Source organism: Oleiphilus messinensis, from assembly GCF_002162375.1.
In the GTDB taxonomy this organism is placed as follows: Bacteria; Pseudomonadota; Gammaproteobacteria; order Pseudomonadales; family Oleiphilaceae; genus Oleiphilus; species Oleiphilus messinensis.
In genome coordinates this window covers 170,638-196,218 of record NZ_CP021425.1, presented here as the reverse complement: position 1 = coordinate 196,218, position 25,581 = coordinate 170,638, and the positions used below count along the sequence as shown (strand labels likewise).

The following is a 25,581-nucleotide window of genomic DNA, read 5'->3' as shown; positions in this document are numbered from 1 at the left end:
TTTAGCCATTTCCCTTGAAATCGCCCAATGTCTCCAACACTTTAGCCATGGTTTTATGGGTTTTCAAATCCAGATCCATTTTACCGTTCATCAGTTGCACCAGTGGCACCAGGCTTTCGTTGAAGGTTTTCGCGATGGCCGCCATGGTTTTTTCCAGTTCTTGTTGCGGTGGCTGGTCAACGGTGACATTGACCTCTGGCGCAGCTGCCGTAAGGCTTTCCATGCGTTTTACCAAGGTCTGTAAGGCATCGATATAGCCTTGTTGGATCTCAAGCTGCGAGTCCGTTGTGGCTTGGGCTACGTCTCCAGCCTGCCCGGATTGGCCCTGAGATTCCTGTTCCTGAAGCAGTTTTTGCTGCTGTACTTGATGTTGCAATGCATCGGCAATGTTAATGAGCTGCCGGACAACTTTTTGCCCGGTATCCTGATCAGCGCCACCGGCTTGCAGGTTTTTCCGGAAGTCCGCCTTGATGGTCTGCCATCGGGCGGACTCGGTTTCAGTCAAGACGCCTCGCATTTCTTTCAGTTTCAGCAGGTTTTCTTCGGCTCCCTGGGTGAGTAGTTGCGATTCGCCAAGATAGTGGTCATCAATCAATTGCTCCAGTTCGGCATCGGTCATGACCGCAGAAACTTTCTCGGTCAATTTATTCATGTTCCGATAGCTGCCCTGCAGTTTGAAGGGGGGCTCGGTACGGTACTGGTCCGCTTGTGCGCTGGAGGCAATATAGCCCTGATTCACGGCGAGCACGACCTGTTGAACCCGGAGCATGCGTTTCAGGGTTTCGGTAATTTCGCGGGTTTCTGCGGCATTGTAATCCTGCTCGAAATCAGAGGTGTTTACCGGCTTGCCCTTCGCCATGTTTACGAATCGATAGAAATCCTGTTGGCTGCGTGTCGCCAGGGGTGCAAGCACGGCGTTGGAGGTCATTGAGTTTTCCAGATAACTCAGCTCGAACGCCTCTTCCATGCCACCCAGTATATCCCCGAGATTATAGATATCCGCCCGGTTCGCGAGCATATCCGGAACCTTGAAGGCCTCACCGCTTTCGGTATAAGGGTTGCCGGACATGACCACACACATTTTCTTGCCACGGAAGTCGTAAGTTTTGGTTTTATCCTGCCAGACCCCTTCAATTCGCCGGGTACCATCGCACAGGGAAATAAATTTTTGTAAAAATTCCGGGTGAGTATGCTGGATATCATCCAGATACAACATCACGTTATTGCCCATCTCCAAAGCGAGATTGAGCTTTTGCAATTCCTGACGCGCAGTAGCATGGGGCGCTTGCGCCGGGTCGAGGGAAATCACATCGTGACCCAGAGATGGACAATTGATCTTCATAAAGATCAACCCCAGGCGACTGGCCACATACTCCATCAATGTGGTTTTACCGTAACCCGGTGGCGAAATCATCATTAACAGCCCCATCAGGTCTGTTCGCTTGTTTTCACCCACAGTGCCCATCTGTTTCGCCAGATTGTCACCAATGAGCGGCAAATAACAGTCGTTAATCAATTTGTTACGGACAAACGAGGTCAATGGACGGGGAATAAATTCACTGATTCGCAAGCGCTCCCGGGCAGCATTGACGGCGGCTTGCTTCAAATCCAGATACTGTTTCCAGGCGGGAATGATTTCCCGGCTATGCCGATCCAGACGATCAAGAAATTCGTCGAGTTGCAGGGTTAAAGTCTGCGTCTCTAACCGGCGATGATTCCCGAGCAAGCCCTCTACCTGCAATGCCAAGGGGGCAATACGCGGTCGTCGGCTGACACGATTATCGCCATTCAACAGACTGATGGCTTCTTGCAGGGCGCGCTGTAGCGCATCCGAATTTTCCTGCCCTTCTGATATCAACTGAGCCATAAAATCCGTTAACCAGGCTTCAGTCAAACGCCAGCGTTCACCGGGCAGGCCTTTCAATTCACCAAGGGTCGACTGGTAACGGGACCATAGATTCCGCGCTTTCAGGAAATCAGTGAACAGCTCTACAAGCTGCGCTGCATCCTGACTTTGAATAAAGCTGAGTTCTTCCTGCCCCAGTTCCGCGACCAGATAGTCTGCGGCCTGGCCACATTCGCGCGGGGAGTAGTTCAAAAGGGTGGCTTGCGCAAACTGTTGCAACTCACTCGCCACGCTCTCCAGAAGCACCTCACTTACACCCCCGCGAGTAAATGCTTTACGCCGGTCATGCTCGGCCCGAGCCTGAATACGGTAACGTTGGCAAAGCGCTGCACTCTGATGGTTGGCCCAATACATAACCGCAAGACTTCGAACCCGCCCTGGATAGCGCAACAGGTCTGCTTCCTGCTCCAGCTTCAATAACGCAACCAGAAGCTTCATTGCATCGTGGTCATGAATTCCTTTTTCATACCCTTCCTGATACCGCGCTCCTGCTTCACGGGACACGGCGCTCGAAAGCGCTTTTTCATCCTGCAACCATTGTTCCGCAGATTTCCCGGCAAAGCCGCCCTCACCGTGTTGAATTTGCTGCCAGCAGAGATAAGTCAGAAACTCTGCACGGTAGACCTGATCATTTTCCGAGGCGATGGTCATTTGCCAATATGGCTTGGCCGATAACAGATCTGGATTGGCCAGGGCCTCAAAATAGTCTGTTCCGGTTAAATGCAGGTACAGGTCATCCTCACGGGGGATAACCGTCACCGATAATTCCTGGCGATTCACCGAAAATTTGTGTTTACCCAGGCGGACGATAGCGCCGTCACCTTCGAACAATTCAGCCTTGTCCCGTTGGCCTCGCAACGCCTGATCTTTAGCAGCCTTGAGACGGGCCTCAATGTCATCCGCCTGAACCGCAGCCTGTGCCGCGCGCAACTGCTCAATCAGCTCGCGGATCTTCTGACACAGTGGATCACTGGCAAAAAATGCATTTAGCGCATCCAGTTCGGCAATCTGCTGGGAGCGTTTTTCAATGCTCTGCAATATGCGTTTACCCGCCTCGGCGAGGTTATGGGCGCGCCGTTGCTGCTCTTCAAATAATGCCTGTCGACGCCGCTCAAAGGATTCCTGAAGGGTTTCCCGTTTGTTGATCAAATCCGCAAGAAATTCATCAAAATCACTGAACTGGCCTTCGATCTCTTGTAGCTGGGACATCACCCGTGCCAGTAATTCGTCACATTTGTCCGGGCTGTTCGCCTGTCCCAGCGCACTTTGAGCCGCCTGATCAAGTAATCGGAATTGAGCCGCAAACTCCGCTTTGGCTTCCGCCGCCCCCAGGGATTTGGCCTGATTTTCGGTACGTGCCTTGGCTTGGTTGATACGCGCAAACCAGGCGGATAAATCCTCGATGATCTGGGTTTTGACCACTACATCATCGATATCCAGCCCCGCCACCAGTTCCGAGACCATTTCCAGGCCCGCTGCCAACTCGGCAAATTCTGTCAGCAGTGGCTTTAAGTCTTTGCGATTGGTGACTGAAGAAGACTTTTCCTGCAAGCTCTGCAGTTTTTTATCATAAACCTCAAGCGCATTGTCTTTCTGCAGAAACGTTGCGGTTAATTCGCTGAGCCGGGTTTCCTGGGCTTGCAAACGCCCGTCCAGTTCAGCCAAACGGTTCTTATCGACATAGCGTTGGCTCTGCAAAGTGGTAAGGTGACCCCGCTGCAGACGAATTTGTTGCAGGGACTGAATAAACTCAAGCGGGGTATGCCAGGCATCCGGTTGAATGTTACGAATGATCTCATCGACTTTTTCACCCGCCTGATTGAGCGCCTGCAAAGATTGTTTTTGTAGCGCCGCAACTTTCTCATATTCATCCAGAATCTGCTCTACGGACTCCCGCAGATGTCGAAGTTGTGGTTCAAACTGCCCCAAAGTCTCATTGTCCAACCAGTGATAATGATCAAAAAGCCGATCCAGCTGGCGAATCAATTCCGCGAAATGCGCGGTAGAAACCTGATTTTTACACGCCAATTGATAGATTGTGCGTAAATCAGCAATCCCGCGCACCAGTTCAGGATTACCAATACGTCCCAATTCGCTGTTTGATGACCCGGTCGTCAACGCATATTCATCTGACATAAACGATGTTTGCCAGATCTGGACCGGATGCAAGCGGGTTGGCTCATCTTCGGCGTAACACAACAGCAAGCAACCGTCCGGGAACAAGGCATAACCATGACCGGATAACGGGTTATCAATCGCTTTGCGAATCAGGTTATAGCTGTACAGTACCACCCGCCCCTCTTTTGGCTCATAGAAAACATAGAGCACATCTTCTCCATTGGGCGATTTTTCCATCCGGCGAAAATGCAGGTCAGTGAAGGCTTGATCAAAAGATTTGAATTCTCCCGTACTCAGGTAATAACCATTGGGAAAAATCAGGCCATGATCCTCGGGCAAACGACGACAGGCATCTCCGATATCATCAACCCGGATTACCTGCTCCAACAGGGGGTTGAAAATATAAAAGCGGCATTGATTTTCCCGATAAGGCAGAATTTTCACAACATAGAGATCACCCACTTTGGTGTAACCGAACTCACCATCATCCAGAGATTGATTTTCATCTTCCACAGGCTCACTGAAAATACCGTGCCCGGTATCCGTATTGTTTTCGATTTTAAAAGTGATCGTACCCTGTATGTTGTCGATAAACAGCACATCATCAATGTTGAGATGGGGATGCCGACCTTCAACAAACTGCTGGCGATCCGCCTCAAGCCATTCAAAATCATGGGTAGGCGGCGGGGCGATATCACGCTCACCCCGGTTATCAATGTAATCTTTAACGGAGCCATCAGGGTTCAGGCTCCAGCGAAACACTTTAATATCCGTCACCCGGTCGCTGATTTGGAAACTGGCCAGTAACATGGCATTTTGCAGTTTCAACTCAACCAGCCGGGCATGCTTGTAATATTTATACAGCTCCGAAAAGTGGGTTTTAAATTCGGGATAATCGAGAAATGTACCGGTTGCATCGCAGGGGTGAATATCGAATCCGGACTCGGTTTCCTCCAGTTGAAACAGCGTAAAAACATCATCGACTTTCGTGTCTGTTTTCAACCCCAGAAAAACATTGTAGCCAAACAACATCCAGTCCCCGACGCGAATGATATCCCGGGCCACACAGTTGTTTTCCGTACGAATTCGGGCCCGGCCCTTGATATCAAGAGCACTGGCACCAAATTCCGCTTCCCGACGTGCGTTTAGATCATTGACCGAACTGAGCAGGGTATCCGCCTGCTCGTTCAAGCGCCGTTTTAACACGTCATATGCATTACCAGTGGCAACCGCATTATCGAGTTTTGCGTCGGTTTCCATATTTCCGCCTACTGTTTCCAATCTCGGTCATTTCGCTCTACGTGCCGGTATGAAGCGCACGATCTTCATCTCACTTGGCACCATCGCTTTTGGCAGACGTGTCTGCAGGTTCAGACATTCCATCGGCCAGGCCGACGAGTTTCGAGAGGCCACTCTTCAAATGGGGCGACTTCTCCAACATGCCTTCAATGGCTTTCCCCAGCCCGAGGGATTTGGCGAAGCTGTTAAAGTAATCACCTTCACCCCCGACCAGATCGATATTGGCATTCGACAGAGCCGCGCTGAGCACTTCCGCCTGATCTTTGGCAACCGATTTATTGGCTTCAATCGCTTCCAGCATTTGTTTCAGATCCACCTCAAGCTGCATTCGGAAACGCTCGAATTCGATAGCGCCGGGATCCATGTTGTTGAGTGCCTTGAACTTCTGCACCAGGCCTTCTGCCTCTGCAATACCTCGTTCGCGCACCGTTTCAGCTTCCGCCACGCCCTTATCACGCAGGGTATCCGCTTCAGCCTTACCTTTCAGGCGCAACGCTTCTGCCTCTGCGGTACCGAGTTGTTTCAAGCCTTCCGCTTCAGCCAGTTTCTTCTCCCGGATAACCACGGCTTCCGATAATCCTTGAGCTTTAATCGCCTCAGCCTGTTCCGCGATGATTTTGGCTTCCGCCAGACCCCGGGCCTGATTTGCATTCGCTTCGGCTAGACCATCACGCTCTTTGGCTTCTGCCATGGCTTCCATCACCCGCGCTTTCGCCAGTCCCGGCGCCGCTTCAAGGGCTTTTTGCCCTTCTGCTTCTTTCTCTTGTGCCAATGCCCGCTTGCTGGATGCTTCCAGATCCGCCTGAGCCATGGTGTTGACTTCACGGGCTTTGTGGGTGGCTTTTTGCTCCTCCGCTTCCGCGCGTTTGACCTCTTTCACCAGCTCTTCCTGTGCTTCGGCTTCTGCATCCAGAATACGTTCTTTCTTGTGCCGTTCCGCTTCCGAGAGACGCTGGACATCCTTGATGTTTTCTTCCTCTTCCGCAACCTTGCGCTCCACGGCAATCCGTTCACTGACCGTATTGGCGATAATTTTCTTCTCTTCTTCCACCGCCTTGTCTTTCTGAATACTTTCGATGGCGACTTCCCGTTCCCGGTTAACCGCTTCCAGCTCACGGGCTTTCTCGACACGCTCTTCCTCGATGGCGATGGTGCGCTCCCGATTCTTTGCCGCCACTTCAATTTGACGCTGCTTGTTCTCTTCCTGAATCGCCAGCTTCTCATCGGTTTCTATACGGGCTTGTTCCGACTTGAGGCGCTCTTCTTCTTTCACACGGAGAGTTTCGGCCTCTTCCCGCGCCTGAATGGTTTCGATTTCCCGCTTTTGTCGTGCTTCAGCATCAGCTTTCTGTTTGTCCAGCTCCAACATCTGCTCTTGCGCATCGACATTCTTTTTCTTCACGGCCAGTTCTTCGTCCCGCTCGAGGCGGTTGGTTTCAACATTACAGCCAGCCGTGATTTCGGTGATTTTGCGAATCCCCTCGGAATCAAGAATATTGGTTGGATCCAGTTGTGCCTTGGGGGTTTGTTCCAGATAGTCAATTGCAACGTCTTCCAGTACATAGCCGTTCAAGTCATCACCGATGACTTCCACAATCCGGTCACGGAAACCGATCCGGTTCTCGAACAGATCGAGAAAGTCCATTTTTTTACCGACGGTTTTCAACGCTTCAGAGAACTTTGCATTAAACAACTCATTTACGGCGGCTTTACTGGAAGCCCGATCCACACCGACCGCTTTAGCAACACGGAGCACATCATCCGGGGTTTCATTTACCCGTAAATACAGCGCCACAGTAATATCGGCCCGCATATTGTCTTTACAAATAAGCCCATCCTTACCCCGTCGGTCGATTTCCAGGGTAATGACCGAGATCTGCATGACCTCTTTCTTGTGGATAACTGGCAGTACCATGGCACCCGTAAAGTGCACCTTGGGCTTCGGACTCATATCGTTTACGATCAGCGCCTGTCCCTGTTCGACTTTGATGTAGAAGGCTTTAAACAGGGCGAGTATGCCCAGTATGATGCCAATTATGACGCCCACACTTACCAAGATGGGCATGACGATGGACAAATCCATAACACTCTCCTTTGTTTGAACTAATTACCGGCTAATACTTGCTTATATTAATTGTTTAGATGGGCTTCAAATTCTGCTTCCGGAACCACGATATAATCATTTTCCGCTTCCCGATGCTCAACGATCACTCCGGTTTCACCATTTTTTAACACGGCTCCGCCTTGGGTTTTTACTTTCAAAATCATATCTGCGCCATCCAGTGAGAGCATGGCTTCGCCTCGCTCCGGAGTCACTTCCATTGAACGGATTTTGCACTTCAGGCCCACCAATGATCGCTGCGCAGGGGTGTGATACAGTTTTTTAAACAGGGGTTTGAGGGGCTTGATCAGCTGTGCAGTCAGGGGAACCGCAACTAACAGACTGAGCACGATAACAGGGATGCCCAGCAGAATGGACAACCATCCACCCGGGAACCAGGAGAGGGTAAACAGCGACACAAAATAGGTCACCAGCCAGGCGAGCAACACCAGCAGGGAAAATACGATTGTCAGCGGTACACCGGTCAGACCCAGCGTCACCATCAAACCAGCCAGACCTTCCACGTTGGTATCAGCATCGAGGTCAATATCCAGATCCAACACATCAATATCCAGCATGCCGATAACGGCCAATAACCAGTAAAGACAGACAACCCCCAACAGGATGCTCCACAACACTGTGGGGAATGACGCCACGACCATCAAAAATTTTTCCATTTATCACCTCCCTGAAAAAAAACCGCTTGACATAATATGTCGGACAAGGACATATTATGTCAAGCGATAATGTTTTATCTCGACGCAAATGAAGATATGTTATTCAGAATAGCTCGATATAAGACGAATGAGCCTTTTTTTAACACAGGCAGGCATGGAAGCTGGCGCAATGAGCTAAGCTTGAAGGTACAGTACGTATCGGGTTTACTCAACGCTACATCCCTTAGACATTAAGTGCTCCGCAGGAGGAAAAATGGAAAGTTTCAACGAACTGACACTCTTTATCGCAGAAGCAGAGTTCAATGGACATACCTTCAATTGTTTGCCATTCGATGGTGAACAGGAAGTATTACAGGTACTGGTGTCCGATCTGGATGAAATTCCAGTGTATGTCACCGTGACGGAAGAACAAATTCTCTGTATTGGTTACCTGTTCAATGAGAGTGAGATTCGAGAGGAGCAACGGCCCCAGCTTCATGAACAAATGCTTGAAGCCAATGTCGCCATGCCCTTGAGTTCTTTCGCGAAGATCGGCAATCAGTATGCGGTGTATGGCGCATTATCGCGAACATCCAAACCGGAAAACATATTGCGTGAAATAGTGGTTCTCGCCCAGAACGCACGCGATGCGTTGGAAGCACTGGAAGAATACTTAGCGTAACGATTCACTGAATCAGGAGAACGAAGATGAGCGTACTAAAGAAAATTATGACTGCATTTCGTGGTGGTGTACGCGAAATGGGGGAAGCGGTTGTCGATGCCAACGGCATTCGTATTTTTGAGCAGGAAATTCGCGACGCCAAGGAAGAACTGCGTAACGCAGAGCGCAATTTAACCGAAGTCATGGCGAAAAAGATGCAAACCGAACGTCGCATCTCACAGCTCAAAGAACAGGTTGTGGAAAATGAGCGCTACGCGACACAGGCCCTGGAAAAAGGCGAAGAAGCACTGGCCCTGGAAGTGGCTGAACGACTTGCGCGCATCTCAGGTGAATTAAGTGAACAACAGAATATTGTGAGCACGTTTACCCGTCATGTTGATCAGTTAAAAGCGCAAATTTCCAAGGCCCGTTCCACCATTGCTGATCATGAGCGGGAATTGGCCATCGTCAAAACCACAGAAAGCGTGCAACGTGCCACGATTCAGGTCACGGAAAACATTGCCAATAAAGATTCCAAACTGAGTTCAGCACGGGAATCTCTGGACCGAATCAAGCAGCGACAAACCGATCGTCAGGATCGAATGGAAGCCGGTGATATACTGGCTGCGGAAACCAGCGAGACATCATTGGATGACAAGCTGAAAAGTGCCGGAATCGGCTCTGATCCAAACAGCGCTGCCGCCATTCTGGCAAGACTGAAATCAAAATCGAGCTAATTCGATTGTCGCTGATGGTAGTCCGTTCCCCGGCAGGCCCTCCCACTGAGGGCCTCACGCTCTGAATCACGCGACCAAAGTCCCTAACCGTGTAATCCCCTTATGATTAAAAAAGTAGAGCGTTGGGAAAAAGAGAAAACGGCGGCAAAAGCAACCCAGGTGGCTTTTTCCGTGTCCGAAGACGTTCAAATTGCAGTGCGCGAAGAAGCACTGCACCATCACCTGACCCCTTCCGACCAGATTCGCCGGATATTGGGCCTGCCCTACAGCGGCAAGCCGGTACGTCCACGCCTGACGGTAAGCCTGCACGAAGACGATTTCGCCTTGCTGGCAGAGCAATTTGACCTGCCACCCTCTGACCATCTCGCGATCAAGAAAAAAGCAGCCGAAGCAATCATCGAGTACGTAAAGCACAAACGAACATCCACGACTGGCGAGGACAACACAAAGTGACACTTACCCCCTGGCGGCGCATGATTGCGCTGGTTCTGGTGCTCTGGGGCATAGAGGGCATCAATATCATTCTGGCCCACAGTTTAAACTATTTGGGATTGATACCCCGAACCCCCGTCGGCCTGCTGGGCATCTTTACCGCCCCGTTCCTGCACGGCAATATCTGGCACCTGTTGAACAATACCGTACCCTTTGTAATTTTAGGGGCGTTTGTTGGCTATATCGGCAAGGATACCTGGTGGCGCACCACGATATTTATCGTACTTGTCGGAGGTGCCCTGACCTGGATCTTCGGACGGAAAGCATCCCACGTAGGTGCCAGCGGGCTTATTTTTGGCTGGTGGGCTTTTCTGCTCAGTTACGGCTTTTATCACCGCAGTTTAAAGAGTATTGTCATTGCCTTCGCCACACTGTTTCTCTATGGCGGTTTAGCATGGGGACTGATTCACCTGCAAAAGACGATTTCCGTTGAGTCCCATATATTTGGCGCTTTGGCCGGTTTTTTAAGTGCCCGGCTGCAAGCACGGAAAAAGCAGCCCTCCGCACCGACTTAAACAGCGCTTATTAAACCGAACTTATTGAACGACGCTTAAACTTTTGACAAAACCCGCTCAAAATCAGAACCCGCAAGGATGGATTACCCATGAATATTTTAGTCGTTAACTGTGGCTCTTCCAGTGTGAAGTACCAGGTGGTCTCTACACAGACAGAAGCAGTCCTGCTGGAAGGATTGATCGAACGGGTCGGTGAAACCTGCAGCTACGAAGAGGCTTTCCAGCAATTATTGGCACAAGCAGATCACATTGAGCTTCATGCCGTGGGGCATCGTGTCGTGCACGGTGGAGAAGCTTTCAAGGATGCAGCACTGATCAGCGATGATGTTATCCAATCCATTGAAGACTGTGTCAAATTCGCCCCCTTGCATAATCCCGCCAATCTCGCCGGAATACAAGCAACCCGGGCCGCCCTTCCCCATTTACCCCAAGTGGCCGTTTTCGACACTGCTTTCCACGGGCAAATGCCCGCCAAAGCCGCGCACTATGCTATTGATCGGGCTATCGCCAGCAAAGAGGGTATCCGCCGATATGGATTTCACGGTACATCCCATGGCTATGTTGCCCAAAAAGCAGCCGAGTTTCTCGACCGCCCACTCAACGAACTCCGCCTGATTACGCTCCATCTGGGCAACGGCTGCAGTGCTTGCGCTGTGGAATATGGCCACTCGGTGGACACCAGTATGGGAATGACGCCACTCGAAGGGCTGATGATGGGGACACGATCCGGGGACATCGACCCTGGCGCGATTATGGGCTTGCTGCGCAGCGGTTATTCCATCGATGACGTCGATAACCTTCTGAACAAAAACAGTGGCCTGAAGGGCGTCTCCGGACTCAGTAACGACCTTCGGGAAATCGAAAAAGCGGCGGTGGAAGGTAATGAACCCGCCCGGCAGGCCATTGATATGTTCGTCTATCGGGCACGCAAATACATCGGGGCCTACAGTGCTGCCATGGGTGGTGTGGATGCGATCATTCTCACCGGCGGGATTGGCGAAAACAGTGTCACCATGCGCCAACGGATTCTACAACGCTTTGACTACATGGGCCTGCGCTTTGATGAGCATAAAAACGGCGATGCCAAAGTCAGCCACAATAAACCTGCCGCTCTGGTTTGCCGGGATATTTCCACTGTTAAAGCCCTCGTGGTCAAGACCAATGAAGAGCTGATGATCGCCAAACAAACCACTCAGATTGTAAATCAGCAAAACAGCGATAATAATCCGGATTCCCTGCAAGCCAAAGCGATACCGATTGCGGTCAGCGCGCGTCACGTTCATCTCGACAAAGCCACATTCGCAACGTTATTTGGTCCGAATGCGGAACTAAGTCACTACAAAGACCTTTCTCAGCCAGGCCAGTTTGCCAGTGCTGAAAAAGTGAATTTGATTGGCCCGCGCAATCGGATTGACGGGGTTCGGGTTCTGGGCCCACTGCGAGGCAAGAATCAGGTTGAAGTGTCTCGTACCGATGAATTTTTCCTGGGGATTGATGCGCCGGTGCGCGATTCCGGGCGCACTCAGGGTTCTGCACCGATTACGCTGGAAGGCCCCAATGGTACTGTGGATCTGGTCGAGGGTTTAATTTGTGCCCGTCGTCATATCCATATGCATACCGATGATGCACGCCGTTTTGGCGTTGAAGATGGTGATGAAGTCGAAGTGGCGATTACGGGTGGCCCACGGGATCTCGTTTTTGGCGATGTGCTGGTACGTGTAAGTCCGGCTTACCGGCTGGAAATGCACATTGATACGGATGAAGGAAATGCGGCGGAACTGTCTCGCGGTGTCAGCGGAGAGCTGGTTTATACCGGGATTGATTTTGCTGATGCCGCCATTTTAACCAAACGGGCCAAAGGATAGAGCGGGAAAAACGCACGAACCAGAACCCATCTCTCCCCATCTTGCGATGGGGAGAAGCCAGACTCAACTGCGAATCACAAAGACATCAATACTGTTCTGCGCCAGAATATGGGCTGCGATATCACCCCGCTGCCCGCCTTCTTCAGAAATACAATAAGTCACAGACTTATCCAGCGTCGGAATCTTGTCGCGCAATTCGTTCAGTGGAATATGCAGACATTCCGGTAGCGGCGTGTACTCGAATTCCGCCAGCGATCGTATATCCAGTTTCTCGACTTTACCCGGATGATCTATCAATTTTTCTTTGAATTCTTTCTCCGAGATGTAGTTCACGATAGGATCATGCAGCAGGCTCTGGAAAGAGTCTTTGTCCAATCGCGCCAGTACACCATCTTCTTCCATGATGATTGTCGCCGAACGCACTGTCTCCGACACCAATGCTTCTTCGCCGAAATACGCTCCCTGACTCAGAATGATCTCTTTACCGGGCTGTTCATCAATTTCAACCCGGGCACGGCCCTCAACCAGGAGATAGAAGTAATCGCCTTCATCACCTTCTTTGATAATCACATCATCTTTTGCGACACAAACTTGTTCAAACCGCTCAAACAAAGTTTGAATGTGCACGGGTGGCAGGTTGAAAAACAGCGGGAATTCCAGGAGATTGGTCATCCAGTCGAAGTATTCCTCATCAAACTCACCCGCCGGTAATTCAGACTCATGATTCACCTGTGTAGCAGCACGCGCCGGTGTAGATGACTTTTTAGCGGACGTGCTTTTGTCTCCTCGCGGTTTTACCCGCGCCTCCTGCCCCGGTGCAGGTTGCTTCTCATCAGCCTCACTCCATGCCAGAGCACGATCCAGGAATTTTGGATCGACCATCAGAATATGGCCATCTGACTGGGCTTTCACGGAGACCCCGGTGGGGATTTTGTCGTTGATGGAGAACAAACATTCCGGCGTTTGAGCATCAATGGCGCTACTTGAGATAATGCTCTTACGGGCGTTCAGTTTCCCTCGCAGTAGATAATAGACAAAGGGTAATTCATGAATTTTTTCAAAAATCACCTCACCGGACTCAAACGTCATCACCTTACTGTGTTTCATGACCTGGTTAAGGTATTTCGGCGACAGTTGGCTAAGCGGCGAATATTTAGCCATCAGCTCTTCCGTTATACCTAATTGCTTGAACAAAGACATTTATTTTGTACCTGCACTGAATAATTTCTTTCCCTTAACATAGCACACTTTCCCCGCGCCATTTCCTGTGCAGCGGGTAAGATCAATCGAATTTGATCTCTAAGTCACACTTCCCGTCATGGAATCACTTTTAGCCGCGAGCAGTGCAAAAATTGTCGAAAAAAATGAGGGAGCTGTCGAAACTTTCTCGCTATATCAGATATCAAAAGACAGAACTGGAACAAATGTCAGCAGTATTGATCCACGACCATAACGAGATGTCTCTTAAAGGGACCACAAGAGGATCACCATGTTTCATACATTACTCAAATTTCAAGAGAAATTGGCAACCCTTCCTGTCCTGACCGTGTTGATTTGTGGCTATTTTCTTTTCCCACTCTTGCTCCTGCCACAAATTCTGCCTGCACCCTACAAACCACTGGATCTCATGCCCTTTTACACCCCCGAGATCGCATACACGATATTGAACAGCTATGATCTGGCGGCCAAGGTATCCTATATCAATGGCTCCCAGTCAATCGATACCCTTTATCCGGTCTACTACGCCACATTATTTGGCCTTATTTTGAGCTTTTACCTTGTGCGGTTGTACTCAGACAAACACCCGGCACAGGTCATACGGCTGCTGCCCTATGCCGCGATGGCTTTTGACTTGATTGAGAATTTTGCCATTATCAGCATGCTGCAAAATTTGCCAGAACAAAATATGAGCCTGGCATGGCTGGCAGCAAGCATGACGCTGCTGAAGTGGGTCGTTATTGTCACCTGTATACTGTGCTGCGCAGGGTTTGCAATAAAGTTCTACCGCGTACAAGACACAGAAACGTCCACCCGACCGCACAACGGCGCCAAACCCAAAACGCCGTTAACGATTCTAAAGCCCGGGCAAAGAGACATCCCTAAATTGAGCTTCGCCGGACATCGTCACCCGATTTCCAATACATCCTGCTCCAGCCACTAAACACGAGAACAGCCCCGGCGATGGGGCTGTTTAGCGCTCACAGATCAGTGATCCAGTATCTGGCTGAGGAACAGCTTGGTGCGTTCGTGCATCGGGTTTTCAAAAAATTCATGGGGTGCATTTTGCTCAACAATTTGCCCCGCATCCATAAAGATCACACGGTCAGCAACTTTGCGGGCAAAGCCCATTTCATGGGTGACACAAACCATCGTCATCCCCTCTTCTGCCAGCCCGATCATGACATCCAGTACTTCTTTGATCATTTCCGGGTCAAGTGCCGATGTCGGCTCATCAAACAGCATAATTTTCGGGCTCATGCAAAGGCTGCGGGCTATCGCCACACGCTGTTGCTGGCCACCGGAGAGTTGTCCCGGAAACTTTTTCGCCTGATTGGCAATCTGTACCCGCTCCAGATACGCCATGGCAATTTCCTCGGCTTCCTTGCGTGGTTTTTTGTTTACCCAGATCGGTGCGAGTGTGCAATTATCCAGCACAGTCAGATGGGGAAACAGATTAAAATGCTGAAACACCATTCCCACTTCACGGCGGATCTGTTCGATGTTTTTTATATCTTCATTGAGCTCCGTGCCTTCCACAATAATCTTACCCTGTTGATGCACCTCCAGGTGATTAATACAGCGGATCATGGTCGATTTACCGGAGCCGGAAGGGCCGCACACAACGATTCGTTCACCCCGGTGCACAGTAAGATTAATGTCTTTCAAAACATGGAAGGCACCGTACCACTTATGCATTCCGATGATATTGATCATCACTTCATCGGATAGATGGTTTGCCTGGTTCATTTCACTCATTCTCTTTCCCCACTCAGCGTTTGTGCCCGGTTTCGAATCGTTTTTCCAGGTACAGGCTGTAACGCGACATACCAAAACAGAATACCCAGTACAGTAATCCGGCAAATATAAACCCTTCCAGCGCAAAACCCAGCCAGTTTGGATCGGTCAGCGCCGACTGAACAATGCCCAGCAAATCAAATAGTCCGATAATCGCTACCAGCGTCGTATCTTTAAACAACTCGATAAAGGTAACGACCAAGCCGGGAATCACCAATTTCAATGCCTGGGGTAATATAATCAACACCATGGTTTTGCCATAATTCAATCCCAGTGCCGCCGCCGCTTCAAACTGCCCCTTGGGAATTGCCTGCAAGCCTCCGCGCACCACTTCAGCAACATAAGCCGCCTGGAACAACGCGATACCGAGCAAAGCACGCAATAATTTGTCGAATTCAACACCGGCGGGCAGAAACAAGGGCAGCATGACAGACGCCATAAACAATACCGTGATCAGCGGCACGCCGCGCCACAACTCGATGAACACCACACAAATGGCACGGGTGATGGGCATATTGGAACGCCGTCCCAGTGCCAGCAGAATACCGAGCGGCAAAGCGGCAACAATACCCACCGTCGAGAGGATCAGGGTCAACATCAACCCACCCCACAACGTGGTCTCCACCTCTTTCAGGCCCATCACTCCGCCATGGAACAATGCAAACGCCACAAAGGGATAAACAAACAGCGTGAGTGCGGCAATCCAGAGTTTTCCGGGTACCTTGGGCAGACTTAACAGCAGCAACAAAAAAACAAAAATACCCGCGCCCAAATTAACCCGCCATTGCTCCATTTCCGGGTAAGTGCCATAGATAAACTGATTAAAGCGGGCACTCACAAACACCCAGCAGGCTCCGATACCCTCACCGTCACAAACTGCTCGGTCAGTGCCTCGCCATGCGGCATCAATAAACAACCAGTTGACCATGGGTGGTATGGTCAGGTACAGGCCATACAGCGCAAGAATCGTAAGTACCGAGTTGAACGGGGAAGAAAACAGATTTTTACGTAACCAGCCAACAACACCCACTTCACTGGCGGGTGGTGGCAAGTCGGGATGTTTCTCGAAAGTTTCAGCCATATTTCATTTACCGTTTTTACGGATGACCACGTTCAGTAGTAACCCTACGAACGTATTACCAAGTAAACGTATTACCAAGTAAACGTATTACCGATCTAAAGTGCTGCTAGCGCTCGACCAAAGCCACTTTATGGTTGTACCAGTTCATCAACAGGGAAATAAACAGACTTAACGACAGATAGACCATCATCGTCATGCCAATAATCACGACGGCCTGCCCCGTCTGATTCAGCGTCGTACCGGCAAATACCGTAACCAGATCCGGATACCCGATTGCTGCAGCAAGTGATGAGTTCTTGGTCAGATTGAGGTACTGGCTCGTCAGAGGTGGAATAACAACACGCATGGCCTGAGGCAATACCACCAGACGCATGGTATGTGACGATTTAAGCCCTAAAGAGGACGCCGCCTCGGTCTGACCGTGGCTGACGGACAAGATCCCGGAGCGCACAATTTCTGCAATGGATGATGCGGTATAGATGGTCAAGGCAATGACCAACGCCGACAACTCCGGTATGACCGACACACCACCCTGAAAATTAAACCCTTTTAACGCGGGCAGTTCCCAGCTCAGCGGCGCTCCCAGTATCAGAAACATTAACAATGGCGCACCGAGTACCAGCCCAAGACTCACATATACCGTATGGAACTGTTTTCCGGTTTGTTCCTGACGCTGGTGCGCCCAACGGGCCATGAAAATCACCGCAATTATCGCAACAATCAAAGTTAAACCCACCAACCAGAAGGTTTCCCCGGGGACCGGTTTTGGAAAATAGATGCCGCGAATGTTGAGAAAGAACCATTCACCCAAAGAATACGTCTGACGGGGCGAAGGTAATGCCTGCAGCACAGCAAAATACCAAAAGAACACCTGCAACAATAATGGAATATTTCGAAATGTTTCGATGTACAGGCCAGCCAGCTTGGCGATCAGCCAGTTTCGGGACAGTCTGGCCAAACCGATCACCAACCCCAAAATGGTGGCCAGGATAATACCGATCACGGACACCAATATGGTATTCAAGAGTCCGACAATAAAGGTGTCGCCATAGGTCGATGTCGGCGAATAATCAATCAGGCTCTGGATAATACCAAACCCGGCTTCACGATCCAGAAAAGCAAAACTGGTGGTAATACCGCGGTTTTCCAGGTTCGTAACCGTATTGTTGAAAATAAAATAAAGAAAGGAACCCACCAGCAACAGGAGTACCGCCTGAAAGCACAACGCTCTGATCGCGGGATTCTTATGCCAGGGCGGCTTGGAAGGGGCCAGATCACTCGCCATAGCTTCGCCTCAATGACCTGATTGACAGGGTTGAATTAAACGGGAATTCGCTTTTAAAAAATTCAGCACATCCAGCGTGTTCAAACACGCGAACACGCTGGATCACATTCACGCCAAGCGACGTTTAACGCACCGGTGGAGCGTACTGGATACCGCCATCTTTCCAGAGGGCATTCAAACCACGGCTGATTTTCAGCGGTGATCCTTCACCCACGTTTTTATCAAATATTTCGGCGTAATTTCCGACCTGTTTCACGATGTTATAACCAAAGTCATCAGGCACGCCCAGTTTTTCACCCATGCCCGGTGTCACACCAAGCACACGCATATGAGATGGATTTTTACTGGAGCGCTTCAACTGATCTACATTTTTCGAAGAAATCCCCAAATCTTCAGCCTCTAACATGGTGAACAGGCTCCACTTCACCAGGTTGAACCATTCATCATCCCCCTGACGAACTGCTGGCCCCAGAGGCTCTTTGGAAATGACTTCCGGCAAGACAACTGCGCTCTCAGGCTTGGACAACTGAATACGCAGCGCATACAGTTGCGATTGATCCGAGGTCAGGACATCACAGCGCCCGGCATCAAACGCTTTTGCCGTTGCATCTGAAGTATCCAGACTCAGAGGATTGAATTTCATTCCCTGGGCGCGGAAGTAGTCCGCAAGGTTTAATTCAGTGGTCGTACCCGCCTGGATACAAATAGTCGCGCCATCCAGCTCTTTTGCACTTTTCACGCCCAGCGACTTCTTCACCATGAAACCCTGGCCGTCGTAATAGTTCACGCCGGCAAAGTTTATCCCCAGTGATGTATCGCGGGTCAGCGTCCAGGTGGTGTTCCGGGATAACAGATCCACTTCACCGGATTGCAGCGCTGTAAAACGCTCTTTGGCGTTCAGGGGGGTGTATTTAACCTTGCTGGCATCGCCAAACATTGCGGCGGCTACTGCGCGACAGACATCAACATCGATCCCTTTCCAATTCCCCTTGTCATCCTGGTTGGAAAATCCGGGCAGACCGGTAGACACACCGCATTGCAGAAAGCCTTTTTTCTTCACGGCATCAAAGGTGGTTCCGGCCTGTACCGAAGTGGTTGCGGCGAGTAGCACAGCTGCACCTGCAGCCAGATGTTTTAATTTTGCCATCGTCTTCCTCGTATCGTTTGTTGTAATTGTTTTTGCTAGAAACGCTCCAGATCCAACACCATTCTGTACACGCTACAATCAAATTGAATACGTTAGACCTCAAACTGTCAAACCAAAGCCAACCTGATCTCATCGCAAAAACCAATCTGTCGAGCGGTTACTGGGCACTCAGCTGCGCCTGTACTCTTAATAAAAAGTCCGGGCCATCTGGCACTCTATCCGCTTGTAGATGAACCATTTCAATTTTCAGGCCAGCTTCCAAGTATCGGAAAAACAGTTATAAATGCACCAAATATTCACAAACCACACACCACCTTGCAGCACTGCAATGATGCACCGAAGGGATTAATAGCTGCCAAAAACTAGACATTAGTATGAGAACTGCTATATCCGCTTAATCACGATCACATTTTGATCTCTACAGTACCGTTCCGAGTGAGGAATAGCCTGCACCAAAAATCACAGAGGCGCACAAATGCAGTTCATTCAGTTCACAGACCAATCAGCTCACAGCCAGAAATATTTGCATCGAACCCCGTCTAACCAGAACCCACACCATTATTTACTCCCTGTCGTTCTGGTATTTTCCTGCTTGAGCCCCGCAGCTACAGCCGCCTTTCGGGATGATGGGCGCGCCATTCTGGAACAGAATGAGTCCTATACAGCCCAATCCGGAGAGGCGGTATATGGTTCATCAGGTCAGGAAACCGTACTGATTGAAGAGGACGTTCAAACGGTCACATTGGATGGCAACATCGAGCGCGTTGAGCTGCCGGGACAATTGAGTAATTACCAATGGGCGATTGCAGGCACGCGGACAACCTTGCAACAAAATAATACGTCCATCGTGCAGCTGCTGGGCCAAAACAATCCCACCACCTTTGTATTTTCGGATGGCGCAGCCTCCCTCGCGCTAAGCGGCCTGAATCAGGCAAGCCTCAACGGAGTCGAACTATCGGCTACCGCCAGCACACTGTCAGTCACTCTGGACGAGAACGATGTTTCCAGTACCGTCCCGTCAAATACAGCCTTGAATGCCCCCGAGGTTACCGGCATTACGACGACATTCCCCGACAGTCTCGCAAACACCTATCAAAGTCAGTTCAATCGCTACACCAGTGTGCTGGCAGACAACGGCGAAGCCATTCACATCGTCGCGCAGAACAGCCTGAGTGAGGGGCAGATTATTCGAGCGCGCAATGTACTGGTTCATTTCCTGACGGATTATTCCGGCTCGACCTATGGTAGCGATAAAACCGATATCACCCGTAAAATGGCAGAGAACGGCGCTACTTTACTGTTACTGAATGGTCGCGATGACGGCAGCAACAGTGCGGCAGAACTGGATGGACAACCACTTTATGAAGAAGAAATTCAGGTAGAGGGGGACACACGCTACATCAATCAGCAATATGATGATCACCGCGATGCCACCTATGAAGAAATATTACATATGGTGCATGACTATGGTATCGGGATCGACGGCGATAACAGCCTGCCAGGTGTACGCCCGAACTATCAGGCAGAGATACGCAGTGCTCAGACCAACGCTTTAAGCTCCGGCTTGTGGGGTATCGACGCCGAAGACTGGATTGCCGAACTGCAAGGTGAAAACAGCCTCACCCAGGAGTACCTCGCGGCTGTGATCGATGTTTACTACGGTTTGTGGGGGGCCTGGACGGAAAGCAATGACATGGGAATGTGGGGGCTATACCGGGCTAAAGTGCGAGCCGATATCGTAACCAATGACCCTCAAGGTCAATCACTGCTGGAAAACCGCTTTTTTCATCCCTGGTTGACCTACAATGCTCAAATCGACAGCAGTTTTTCCGGAACCTTTTATCTGCGCTTCGACAACAGCATGCCTTACACCCACCATGCCCAATACCTGAAAGATATTACGCTTACCGGAAGCAACAACACACAGGTTGTCATAAATGCCTTTGATAACAACATTACCGGGAATACGGGTACCAATACCGTACACTTCTCGGGTGCCAGTAGCGAGTATTCAATCACCACAATCAGCGGCGTAACCCGTGTAAACGATACCGTAAGCAACCGGGACGGCCAAAACACCTTGACCGGAATCGAAATTCTGCAATTTACTGATATCAGTGTTGCTATCCAGTAACCGGGCTGCAACTCAGCTCGCACCCATCGCGAGCTGAGTATAGGGCGGATTCAGAAGCGCATTATTTTGCAACAATCGTGATTTTCGCCGCTGGGCCACGCCAATCAAAACGGGAAGCCGTTAAGCCTTCACCCGAACCATTTCCGGTATCGCCCGCCGCTTCATTGATCCCGTGAAACCCGCGATGGATATGAATAAAACCTTCAGCGCCATCTGTCACTTCCATATTGCTGGCGCCACCGCATGGCGGCCCCGGGATATCATCACATAATTCGGTATTGGCTTCGGTACCCGCATCCCAGACAGGTGCATAGTATTCCCGTGAACCGTAAAAGGGGATCGACTCACCCTGGATTGCGATAAATGCATCATTTGTCGTTGCCAGCATGCTCATCACCGAAATTTTCGCCAAGCCCGTAGCATCCACCGTGACCGTCATGGAATGGCCTGGGGGAATAACGTCGGTTCCGGTGGAGACATCACGCACTGCACTTGAACCAATTACCGATTCCGCCAGCGGCATGGGATTCCCGGTTTCCGCTAGTGTTTTCAATTCCGAGCTGGCGGCATCACCGGCATGGAAAACGTTGAAGCTGGCGCGGTGACTAATCACTACGGGCGGCGTCAAAACCTGTCCGTAAGTCAGGTTCGTGACCGTTACTTCATATGAACGCGCTTCCGCAACGCTTGCCATGCCCATCGCCGCGATCAATGCCGGGGCCAAAACTGCGAGTTTCTTCATTGCTCTATCCCTCTCTTCAGTCGTAATGTTATGAACAGCTATTTGCTACTGTTTATTCACTACCCAGCTTAAGAGAAAGAAATAACGACACCGTCCCGATGTGATCAAAAAAGTATCCCGAATTTATCACAAAAGTGTCCCAGCACGCTTTTTTCCACAAAAGAGCGGAAACTGACTAAACTGTCTAATAACCTACTGTTGGCGTGCGAATACCCGGCAGATGGCTTGCCAACCTCATTACCTGCTCGTTTACTGGATTTTGCATTACCCATGTCGCTCGAAGCCTATGCCAAGAAACGCTTTCTAATTGTTGATGAACTGGACAGCTTTCGTTTCGCTACCAAAAAGATGCTGATTTCCCTTGGTTTAAAGTTGATCAGTACCGCCTCATCAGCTCAGCAGGTGGTTAGCGGGTTTCAAGACATGAATTTCGACGTCATTCTGTGTAATTTCGATCTTGCAGATGGCAAGAATGGTCAGGAGTTACTGGAAGAGTTACGCTACAAAAAACTGCTCAAACATACCGGTTTATTTTTTATCGTCACGGCGGAAGTGGCCAAAGGCAAAGTGCTGGGAACCCTGGAAAACGAGCCGGATGGCTATCTGGTTAAACCCCTGACACCTGCGGAGCTCAAGAAGCGTCTCACCAGTGCCTTGGAACAGAAAGATGCCACGCGTCAGATTGATCTGGCGATCGATGACCGGCAATATGAAAAGGCAATCGAACTGTGTGACGAGAAATTACGGGCCAAAGCAGGCTATCGTCTGCTCACCCAACGGACTAAAGTCTGGTTACTGGAAAAAAACCGGGATCTCGCCGGGGCGAAGGCGTTGTACGAAAAAATTCTGGCGCAATCGGATTACAGCTGGGCAGAGTACGGGCTGGCGAAAATACTCACCCGCACCCGGGATTATGACAAAGCGGGCGAACTGCTGCGCCACATTATTGAAAAAGAGCCCGACCGCATTGAAGCCTACGATGCCCTGGCTGCTGTGTACGATAAACAGAATAAACCGGAACAGGCTCGTGACAGTCTTCACGAAGCGGCCAAGCGCTCCCCCAATAGCCTGAACCGGCAACAGGCTCTCGCCAATATCTGCATCAAAACCGGCGAGCCGGACGGTGCGCTGGAGGCCTTTCGCCGCGTGGTCAAACTGGGACAGCAATCGGTCTATGCCACCACCGATCACTATTTTCAATTCGCGGACTATCTGGTTAACTCCAGCCTGGACGCTGAAGGGCCAACCGCTTCTAAACAACAAAAAGAAGCCTTCGATTTGGTTCAGAAGGCTAAAAAACGGTTTTCCAACGAAACTGAAATCGAGCTGAAAACGCTATACAAGGAAGCCCAACTCCACAGCACGTTGGGCAACGACGAGCAAGCCCAGGCATTATTCGAGCAGGCGGAACAAAAACGCAAAAAACTTCAGGAACAAGCCGAGGCGAAAAAAGGACTTCAACCGGATACGGCTGTAATCGGTGCACAAGCCGGCATCAGACTGGGTCACTCCGAGCTCGCGGATCAGATCCTCAATGACACCGTTGATTCAATTGATAATCCGGAAGAGGACAGCAATGCCGTGGAAGCAGTGTATGACCTGCTCGACACGCGCATTACGATGGAACAACGTCAACAAGCGGCCAGCTACAACAAATCCGCTATTGCAGCCTACTCATCCGGCGATCTGGACGCGGCCATATCAGCCTATGAAGCGGCATTACCCCTCACCCCCAGACATATATCCCTGAATCTGAATTATCTGCAAGTGCTCCTCAAGCGTCTACAGAAAGGGCCGTCTCCAGATTCCGACTATGACAATGCACAAGCCTGTGTCCACCGCTTACGCCATGTTCCACCCCACCACCGGGAGTATCCCCGTTACCGGCATTTGTCTCAACGATTTCAAAAAATGGAACAAAATGCAGGTGATTAATCACTTTTGTGCCGCTGTTTAATCGACAGAAAAGTACCGATCGGTAATATATTTGCCCTAAATTTTATTTCTTGCCACTATAGTATCGAACGGTAATACAAGTCTCATTTTAATTTTGGTAAAGTCATAATATTATCGATTGGTAATTCGGGTTTGAGTCGCTATGATTATTCACCACGCAACAGACCTTCTAAATTTGATCACCAGGCGTCGCCAGTCCTCCGAAATCAATGCTGCGCTACTCGCCACTTCCGCGAATGTGTCTCCCAAATTCATATCACAGCTCGAAAACGGGAAAGAAACCATCGAAGTAGACAGCTTGATCAAAGTAGCCCGAGCACTTGGCATTAACATACCGATATTGTTCAATTCTGAGCTACTGGGCACACTCGTAAAAACCAGACGGCATTCATTGGGGCTTGATCAAATAACCGGTGCTGCGTTGTGCAACGTATCGCCCCGATTTTTATCCACAATTGAAAATGGTAAACCCAGAAAACGGCTGAACAAATTATTCGACGTGTTAACAGGGTTTGGGATTGAAATCGAGGTACTCGAATGAACATATTTGATGTTTACTTCAATTCTCTACTTGCCGGTCAATTGACAATCGACAACGCCATGCGTATGCGCTTTTCCTATGCAGAAGATTACAGAGCGAATCAGGGAGAACCTATCTCACTAACCATGCCTGTCTCAACGAAAAATCATAGTGATGATGTCGTTTTCCCTTTTGTCGAAAACTTGTTACCCGAAGGCGAGATCCGCATGCTGATTCAGCATCAAAACAAAATTGAAGACGGTAATTTCGCTCGTTTTATAGAACTGCTTGGGGGCGATGTTGCTGGCGCACTCTCCATTCAGCCTCTGGGTAAATCTCCAGAATTCGAACAAATTGATGCAACTACCGAACTGGATGATGCAGCATTGAGTCAATTATTGCTCGATATTCAAGACCGCCCTTTTAATATATATCCGCAGCAACAAGCAGGAAACCGACTCAGTCTGGCCGGAGCTCAAAACAAGCTCCCGGTTATTCGAAAAAGTGGTAAAACATTTGAAGCCCGAAATGCCCCGAGCACACACATCATAAAACCACCACGTAAGGATGGCCGGTTCAAATCACTCGTGTATAACGAATATATTTGCATGAAAGCAGCTGAAATTGCAGGTATTCAAGCAGCTGCAGTGTCATTGCTGGAAATCACTGATGTAAACGGACTGGAGTCCGATGCGTTGCTCATTACGCGCTATGATCGTGTTCTGCCGGATCACTCAAACAACACAGCCCAAATCATAAAAAGGTTACAACAAGAAGATCTGTGCCAGCTTTGCTCCATTCCTTCCACCATGAAATACGAAGTGAATGGTGGTCCAGGATTCGAGGCGCTTTTTGCCAAAATTAACGAATTCAGCCTTATCCCGGTAAAAGATGATATCGAAGCGCTCCGGCGAATCATCTTTAATTTGATTATCGGCAATTACGATGCACACGCGAAAAATTTTTCTTTTTTAGTTACAAGCAATGGGAATACGTCATTGTCGCCCGCATACGACCTGGTTTGCACTGAACTTTACGAAAATCTTGATAGAACATTCGCGATGTCGATCGGAGAGACTCAAACTTTAGATACTTTAACAGAAGCATCTTTTAAGCAGATGTTTGAAAAAATTAACAAAAAATTCAGCACCATACGCAAGCAACTCATAAAATTTGCAGACTCGTCACTAAAAGCAGTAACCAGTGTAGTTTCGGATTTTCGTGAAGGTGACTTTTATCAATCGGACATCCAAGCCGCAGACAAAATTCTAAAAATTGCCAAAACCAATCACCAAATAGTACTGAAATCGCTCAGGGCGGCATGAAGCACTCCTACAGCAGCAACTCCGAT

The 25,581-nt window shown here is 49.8% G+C and carries 19 protein-coding genes; 10 read left to right on the top strand and 9 right to left on the bottom strand.

Annotated elements, in window-relative coordinates; genetic code table 11:
* Nucleotide 1: 1 nt before the first annotated feature.
* The 3 genes from OLMES_RS00845 to OLMES_RS00835 all read right to left on the bottom strand — a co-directional run bounded on the left by OLMES_RS00845 (nucleotide 2) and on the right by OLMES_RS00835 (nucleotide 8,101).
* Complete coding sequence (locus tag OLMES_RS00845; RefSeq protein WP_087459502.1) at nucleotides 2-5,284, bottom strand: DNA repair ATPase; 5,283 nt, start codon at nucleotides 5,282-5,284, stop codon at nucleotides 2-4.
* A gap of 70 nt (nucleotides 5,285-5,354) precedes the next feature.
* Nucleotides 5,355-7,406: a hypothetical protein gene (locus OLMES_RS00840; RefSeq protein ID WP_198343174.1), complete on the bottom strand. Its 2,052-nt coding sequence runs from the start codon at nucleotides 7,404-7,406 to the stop codon at nucleotides 5,355-5,357.
* A 47-nt stretch (nucleotides 7,407-7,453) separates the two neighbouring features.
* The gene (locus OLMES_RS00835) at nucleotides 7,454-8,101 is read right to left on the bottom strand and encodes a hypothetical protein (protein WP_087459501.1); all 648 of its coding nucleotides are present in this window, start codon (nucleotides 8,099-8,101) and stop codon (nucleotides 7,454-7,456) included.
* A gap of 253 nt (nucleotides 8,102-8,354) precedes the next feature.
* Here OLMES_RS00835 and OLMES_RS00830 point away from each other — a divergent pair, with 253 nt between their 5' ends.
* The 5 genes from OLMES_RS00830 (at nucleotide 8,355) to OLMES_RS28475 (ending at nucleotide 12,350) form a co-directional block, all read left to right on the top strand.
* Nucleotides 8,355-8,762 carry a YjfI family protein gene (locus OLMES_RS00830; RefSeq protein ID WP_087459500.1) on the top strand — a complete coding sequence of 136 codons (408 nt, stop codon included), beginning with the start codon at nucleotides 8,355-8,357 and terminating at the stop codon, nucleotides 8,760-8,762.
* Between the two features lie 26 nt (nucleotides 8,763-8,788).
* Nucleotides 8,789-9,478 carry a PspA/IM30 family protein gene (locus OLMES_RS00825; RefSeq protein ID WP_087459499.1) on the top strand — a complete coding sequence of 230 codons (690 nt, stop codon included), beginning with the start codon at nucleotides 8,789-8,791 and terminating at the stop codon, nucleotides 9,476-9,478.
* A gap of 102 nt (nucleotides 9,479-9,580) precedes the next feature.
* The gene (locus OLMES_RS00820; protein WP_087459498.1) at nucleotides 9,581-9,931 is read left to right on the top strand and encodes a hypothetical protein; all 351 of its coding nucleotides are present in this window, start codon (nucleotides 9,581-9,583) and stop codon (nucleotides 9,929-9,931) included.
* Entirely contained in the window at nucleotides 9,928-10,485 is a 558-nt protein-coding gene (locus tag OLMES_RS00815) for a rhomboid family intramembrane serine protease (RefSeq protein ID WP_087459497.1), read from the top strand. Before OLMES_RS00820 ends, OLMES_RS00815 begins: the two co-directional genes overlap by 4 nt.
* 89 nt (nucleotides 10,486-10,574) lie before the next feature.
* Nucleotides 10,575-12,350, top strand: coding sequence for an acetate/propionate family kinase (locus OLMES_RS28475; RefSeq protein ID WP_087459496.1), 1,776 nt, complete (start codon nucleotides 10,575-10,577; stop codon nucleotides 12,348-12,350).
* Between the two features lie 63 nt (nucleotides 12,351-12,413).
* Here OLMES_RS28475 and OLMES_RS00805 read toward each other — a convergent pair whose 3' ends face one another.
* Nucleotides 12,414-13,511: a cyclic nucleotide-binding domain-containing protein gene (locus tag OLMES_RS00805; RefSeq protein ID WP_232465233.1), complete on the bottom strand. Its 1,098-nt coding sequence runs from the start codon at nucleotides 13,509-13,511 to the stop codon at nucleotides 12,414-12,416.
* Between the two features lie 328 nt (nucleotides 13,512-13,839).
* Here OLMES_RS00805 and OLMES_RS00800 point away from each other — a divergent pair, with 328 nt between their 5' ends.
* The gene (locus OLMES_RS00800) at nucleotides 13,840-14,511 is read left to right on the top strand and encodes a hypothetical protein (RefSeq protein WP_087459494.1); all 672 of its coding nucleotides are present in this window, start codon (nucleotides 13,840-13,842) and stop codon (nucleotides 14,509-14,511) included.
* A gap of 44 nt (nucleotides 14,512-14,555) precedes the next feature.
* Here OLMES_RS00800 and OLMES_RS00795 read toward each other — a convergent pair whose 3' ends face one another.
* From OLMES_RS00795 to OLMES_RS00780, 4 genes are all read right to left on the bottom strand, one after another.
* Nucleotides 14,556-15,317: an amino acid ABC transporter ATP-binding protein gene (locus tag OLMES_RS00795; RefSeq protein ID WP_408635168.1), complete on the bottom strand. Its 762-nt coding sequence runs from the start codon at nucleotides 15,315-15,317 to the stop codon at nucleotides 14,556-14,558.
* Nucleotides 15,318-15,339: 22 nt separating this feature from the next.
* Nucleotides 15,340-16,446 (bottom strand): amino acid ABC transporter permease, encoded by a 1,107-nt coding sequence (locus OLMES_RS00790; protein WP_087459492.1) that lies wholly within the window; start codon nucleotides 16,444-16,446, stop codon nucleotides 15,340-15,342.
* Between the two features lie 106 nt (nucleotides 16,447-16,552).
* The gene (locus OLMES_RS00785; protein WP_087459491.1) at nucleotides 16,553-17,731 is read right to left on the bottom strand and encodes an amino acid ABC transporter permease; all 1,179 of its coding nucleotides are present in this window, start codon (nucleotides 17,729-17,731) and stop codon (nucleotides 16,553-16,555) included.
* Between the two features lie 124 nt (nucleotides 17,732-17,855).
* Complete coding sequence (locus tag OLMES_RS00780) at nucleotides 17,856-18,878, bottom strand: amino acid ABC transporter substrate-binding protein (RefSeq protein ID WP_087459490.1); 1,023 nt, start codon at nucleotides 18,876-18,878, stop codon at nucleotides 17,856-17,858.
* A 475-nt stretch (nucleotides 18,879-19,353) separates the two neighbouring features.
* Here OLMES_RS00780 and OLMES_RS28220 point away from each other — a divergent pair, with 475 nt between their 5' ends.
* On the top strand, nucleotides 19,354-21,012 hold the full coding sequence (locus OLMES_RS28220; RefSeq protein ID WP_198343173.1) for a hypothetical protein: 1,659 nt from the start codon (nucleotides 19,354-19,356) through the stop codon (nucleotides 21,010-21,012).
* Between the two features lie 61 nt (nucleotides 21,013-21,073).
* On the opposite strand, the gene OLMES_RS00770 is transcribed toward OLMES_RS28220, so the two are convergent.
* Complete coding sequence (locus tag OLMES_RS00770) at nucleotides 21,074-21,754, bottom strand: spondin domain-containing protein (protein WP_087459489.1); 681 nt, start codon at nucleotides 21,752-21,754, stop codon at nucleotides 21,074-21,076.
* Between the two features lie 225 nt (nucleotides 21,755-21,979).
* On the opposite strand from OLMES_RS00770, the gene OLMES_RS00765 reads away from it, so the two are divergent.
* The 3 genes from OLMES_RS00765 (at nucleotide 21,980) to OLMES_RS00755 (ending at nucleotide 25,555) form a co-directional block, all read left to right on the top strand.
* Complete coding sequence (locus OLMES_RS00765; protein ID WP_157678087.1) at nucleotides 21,980-23,689, top strand: tetratricopeptide repeat-containing response regulator; 1,710 nt, start codon at nucleotides 21,980-21,982, stop codon at nucleotides 23,687-23,689.
* A 163-nt stretch (nucleotides 23,690-23,852) separates the two neighbouring features.
* A complete protein-coding gene (locus OLMES_RS00760) occupies nucleotides 23,853-24,251 on the top strand; it encodes a helix-turn-helix domain-containing protein (RefSeq protein ID WP_087459487.1) in 399 nt (132 codons plus the stop codon).
* Entirely contained in the window at nucleotides 24,248-25,555 is a 1,308-nt protein-coding gene (locus OLMES_RS00755) for a HipA domain-containing protein (RefSeq protein WP_087459486.1), read from the top strand. Before OLMES_RS00760 ends, OLMES_RS00755 begins: the two co-directional genes overlap by 4 nt.
* Nucleotides 25,556-25,581 lie beyond the last annotated feature (26 nt).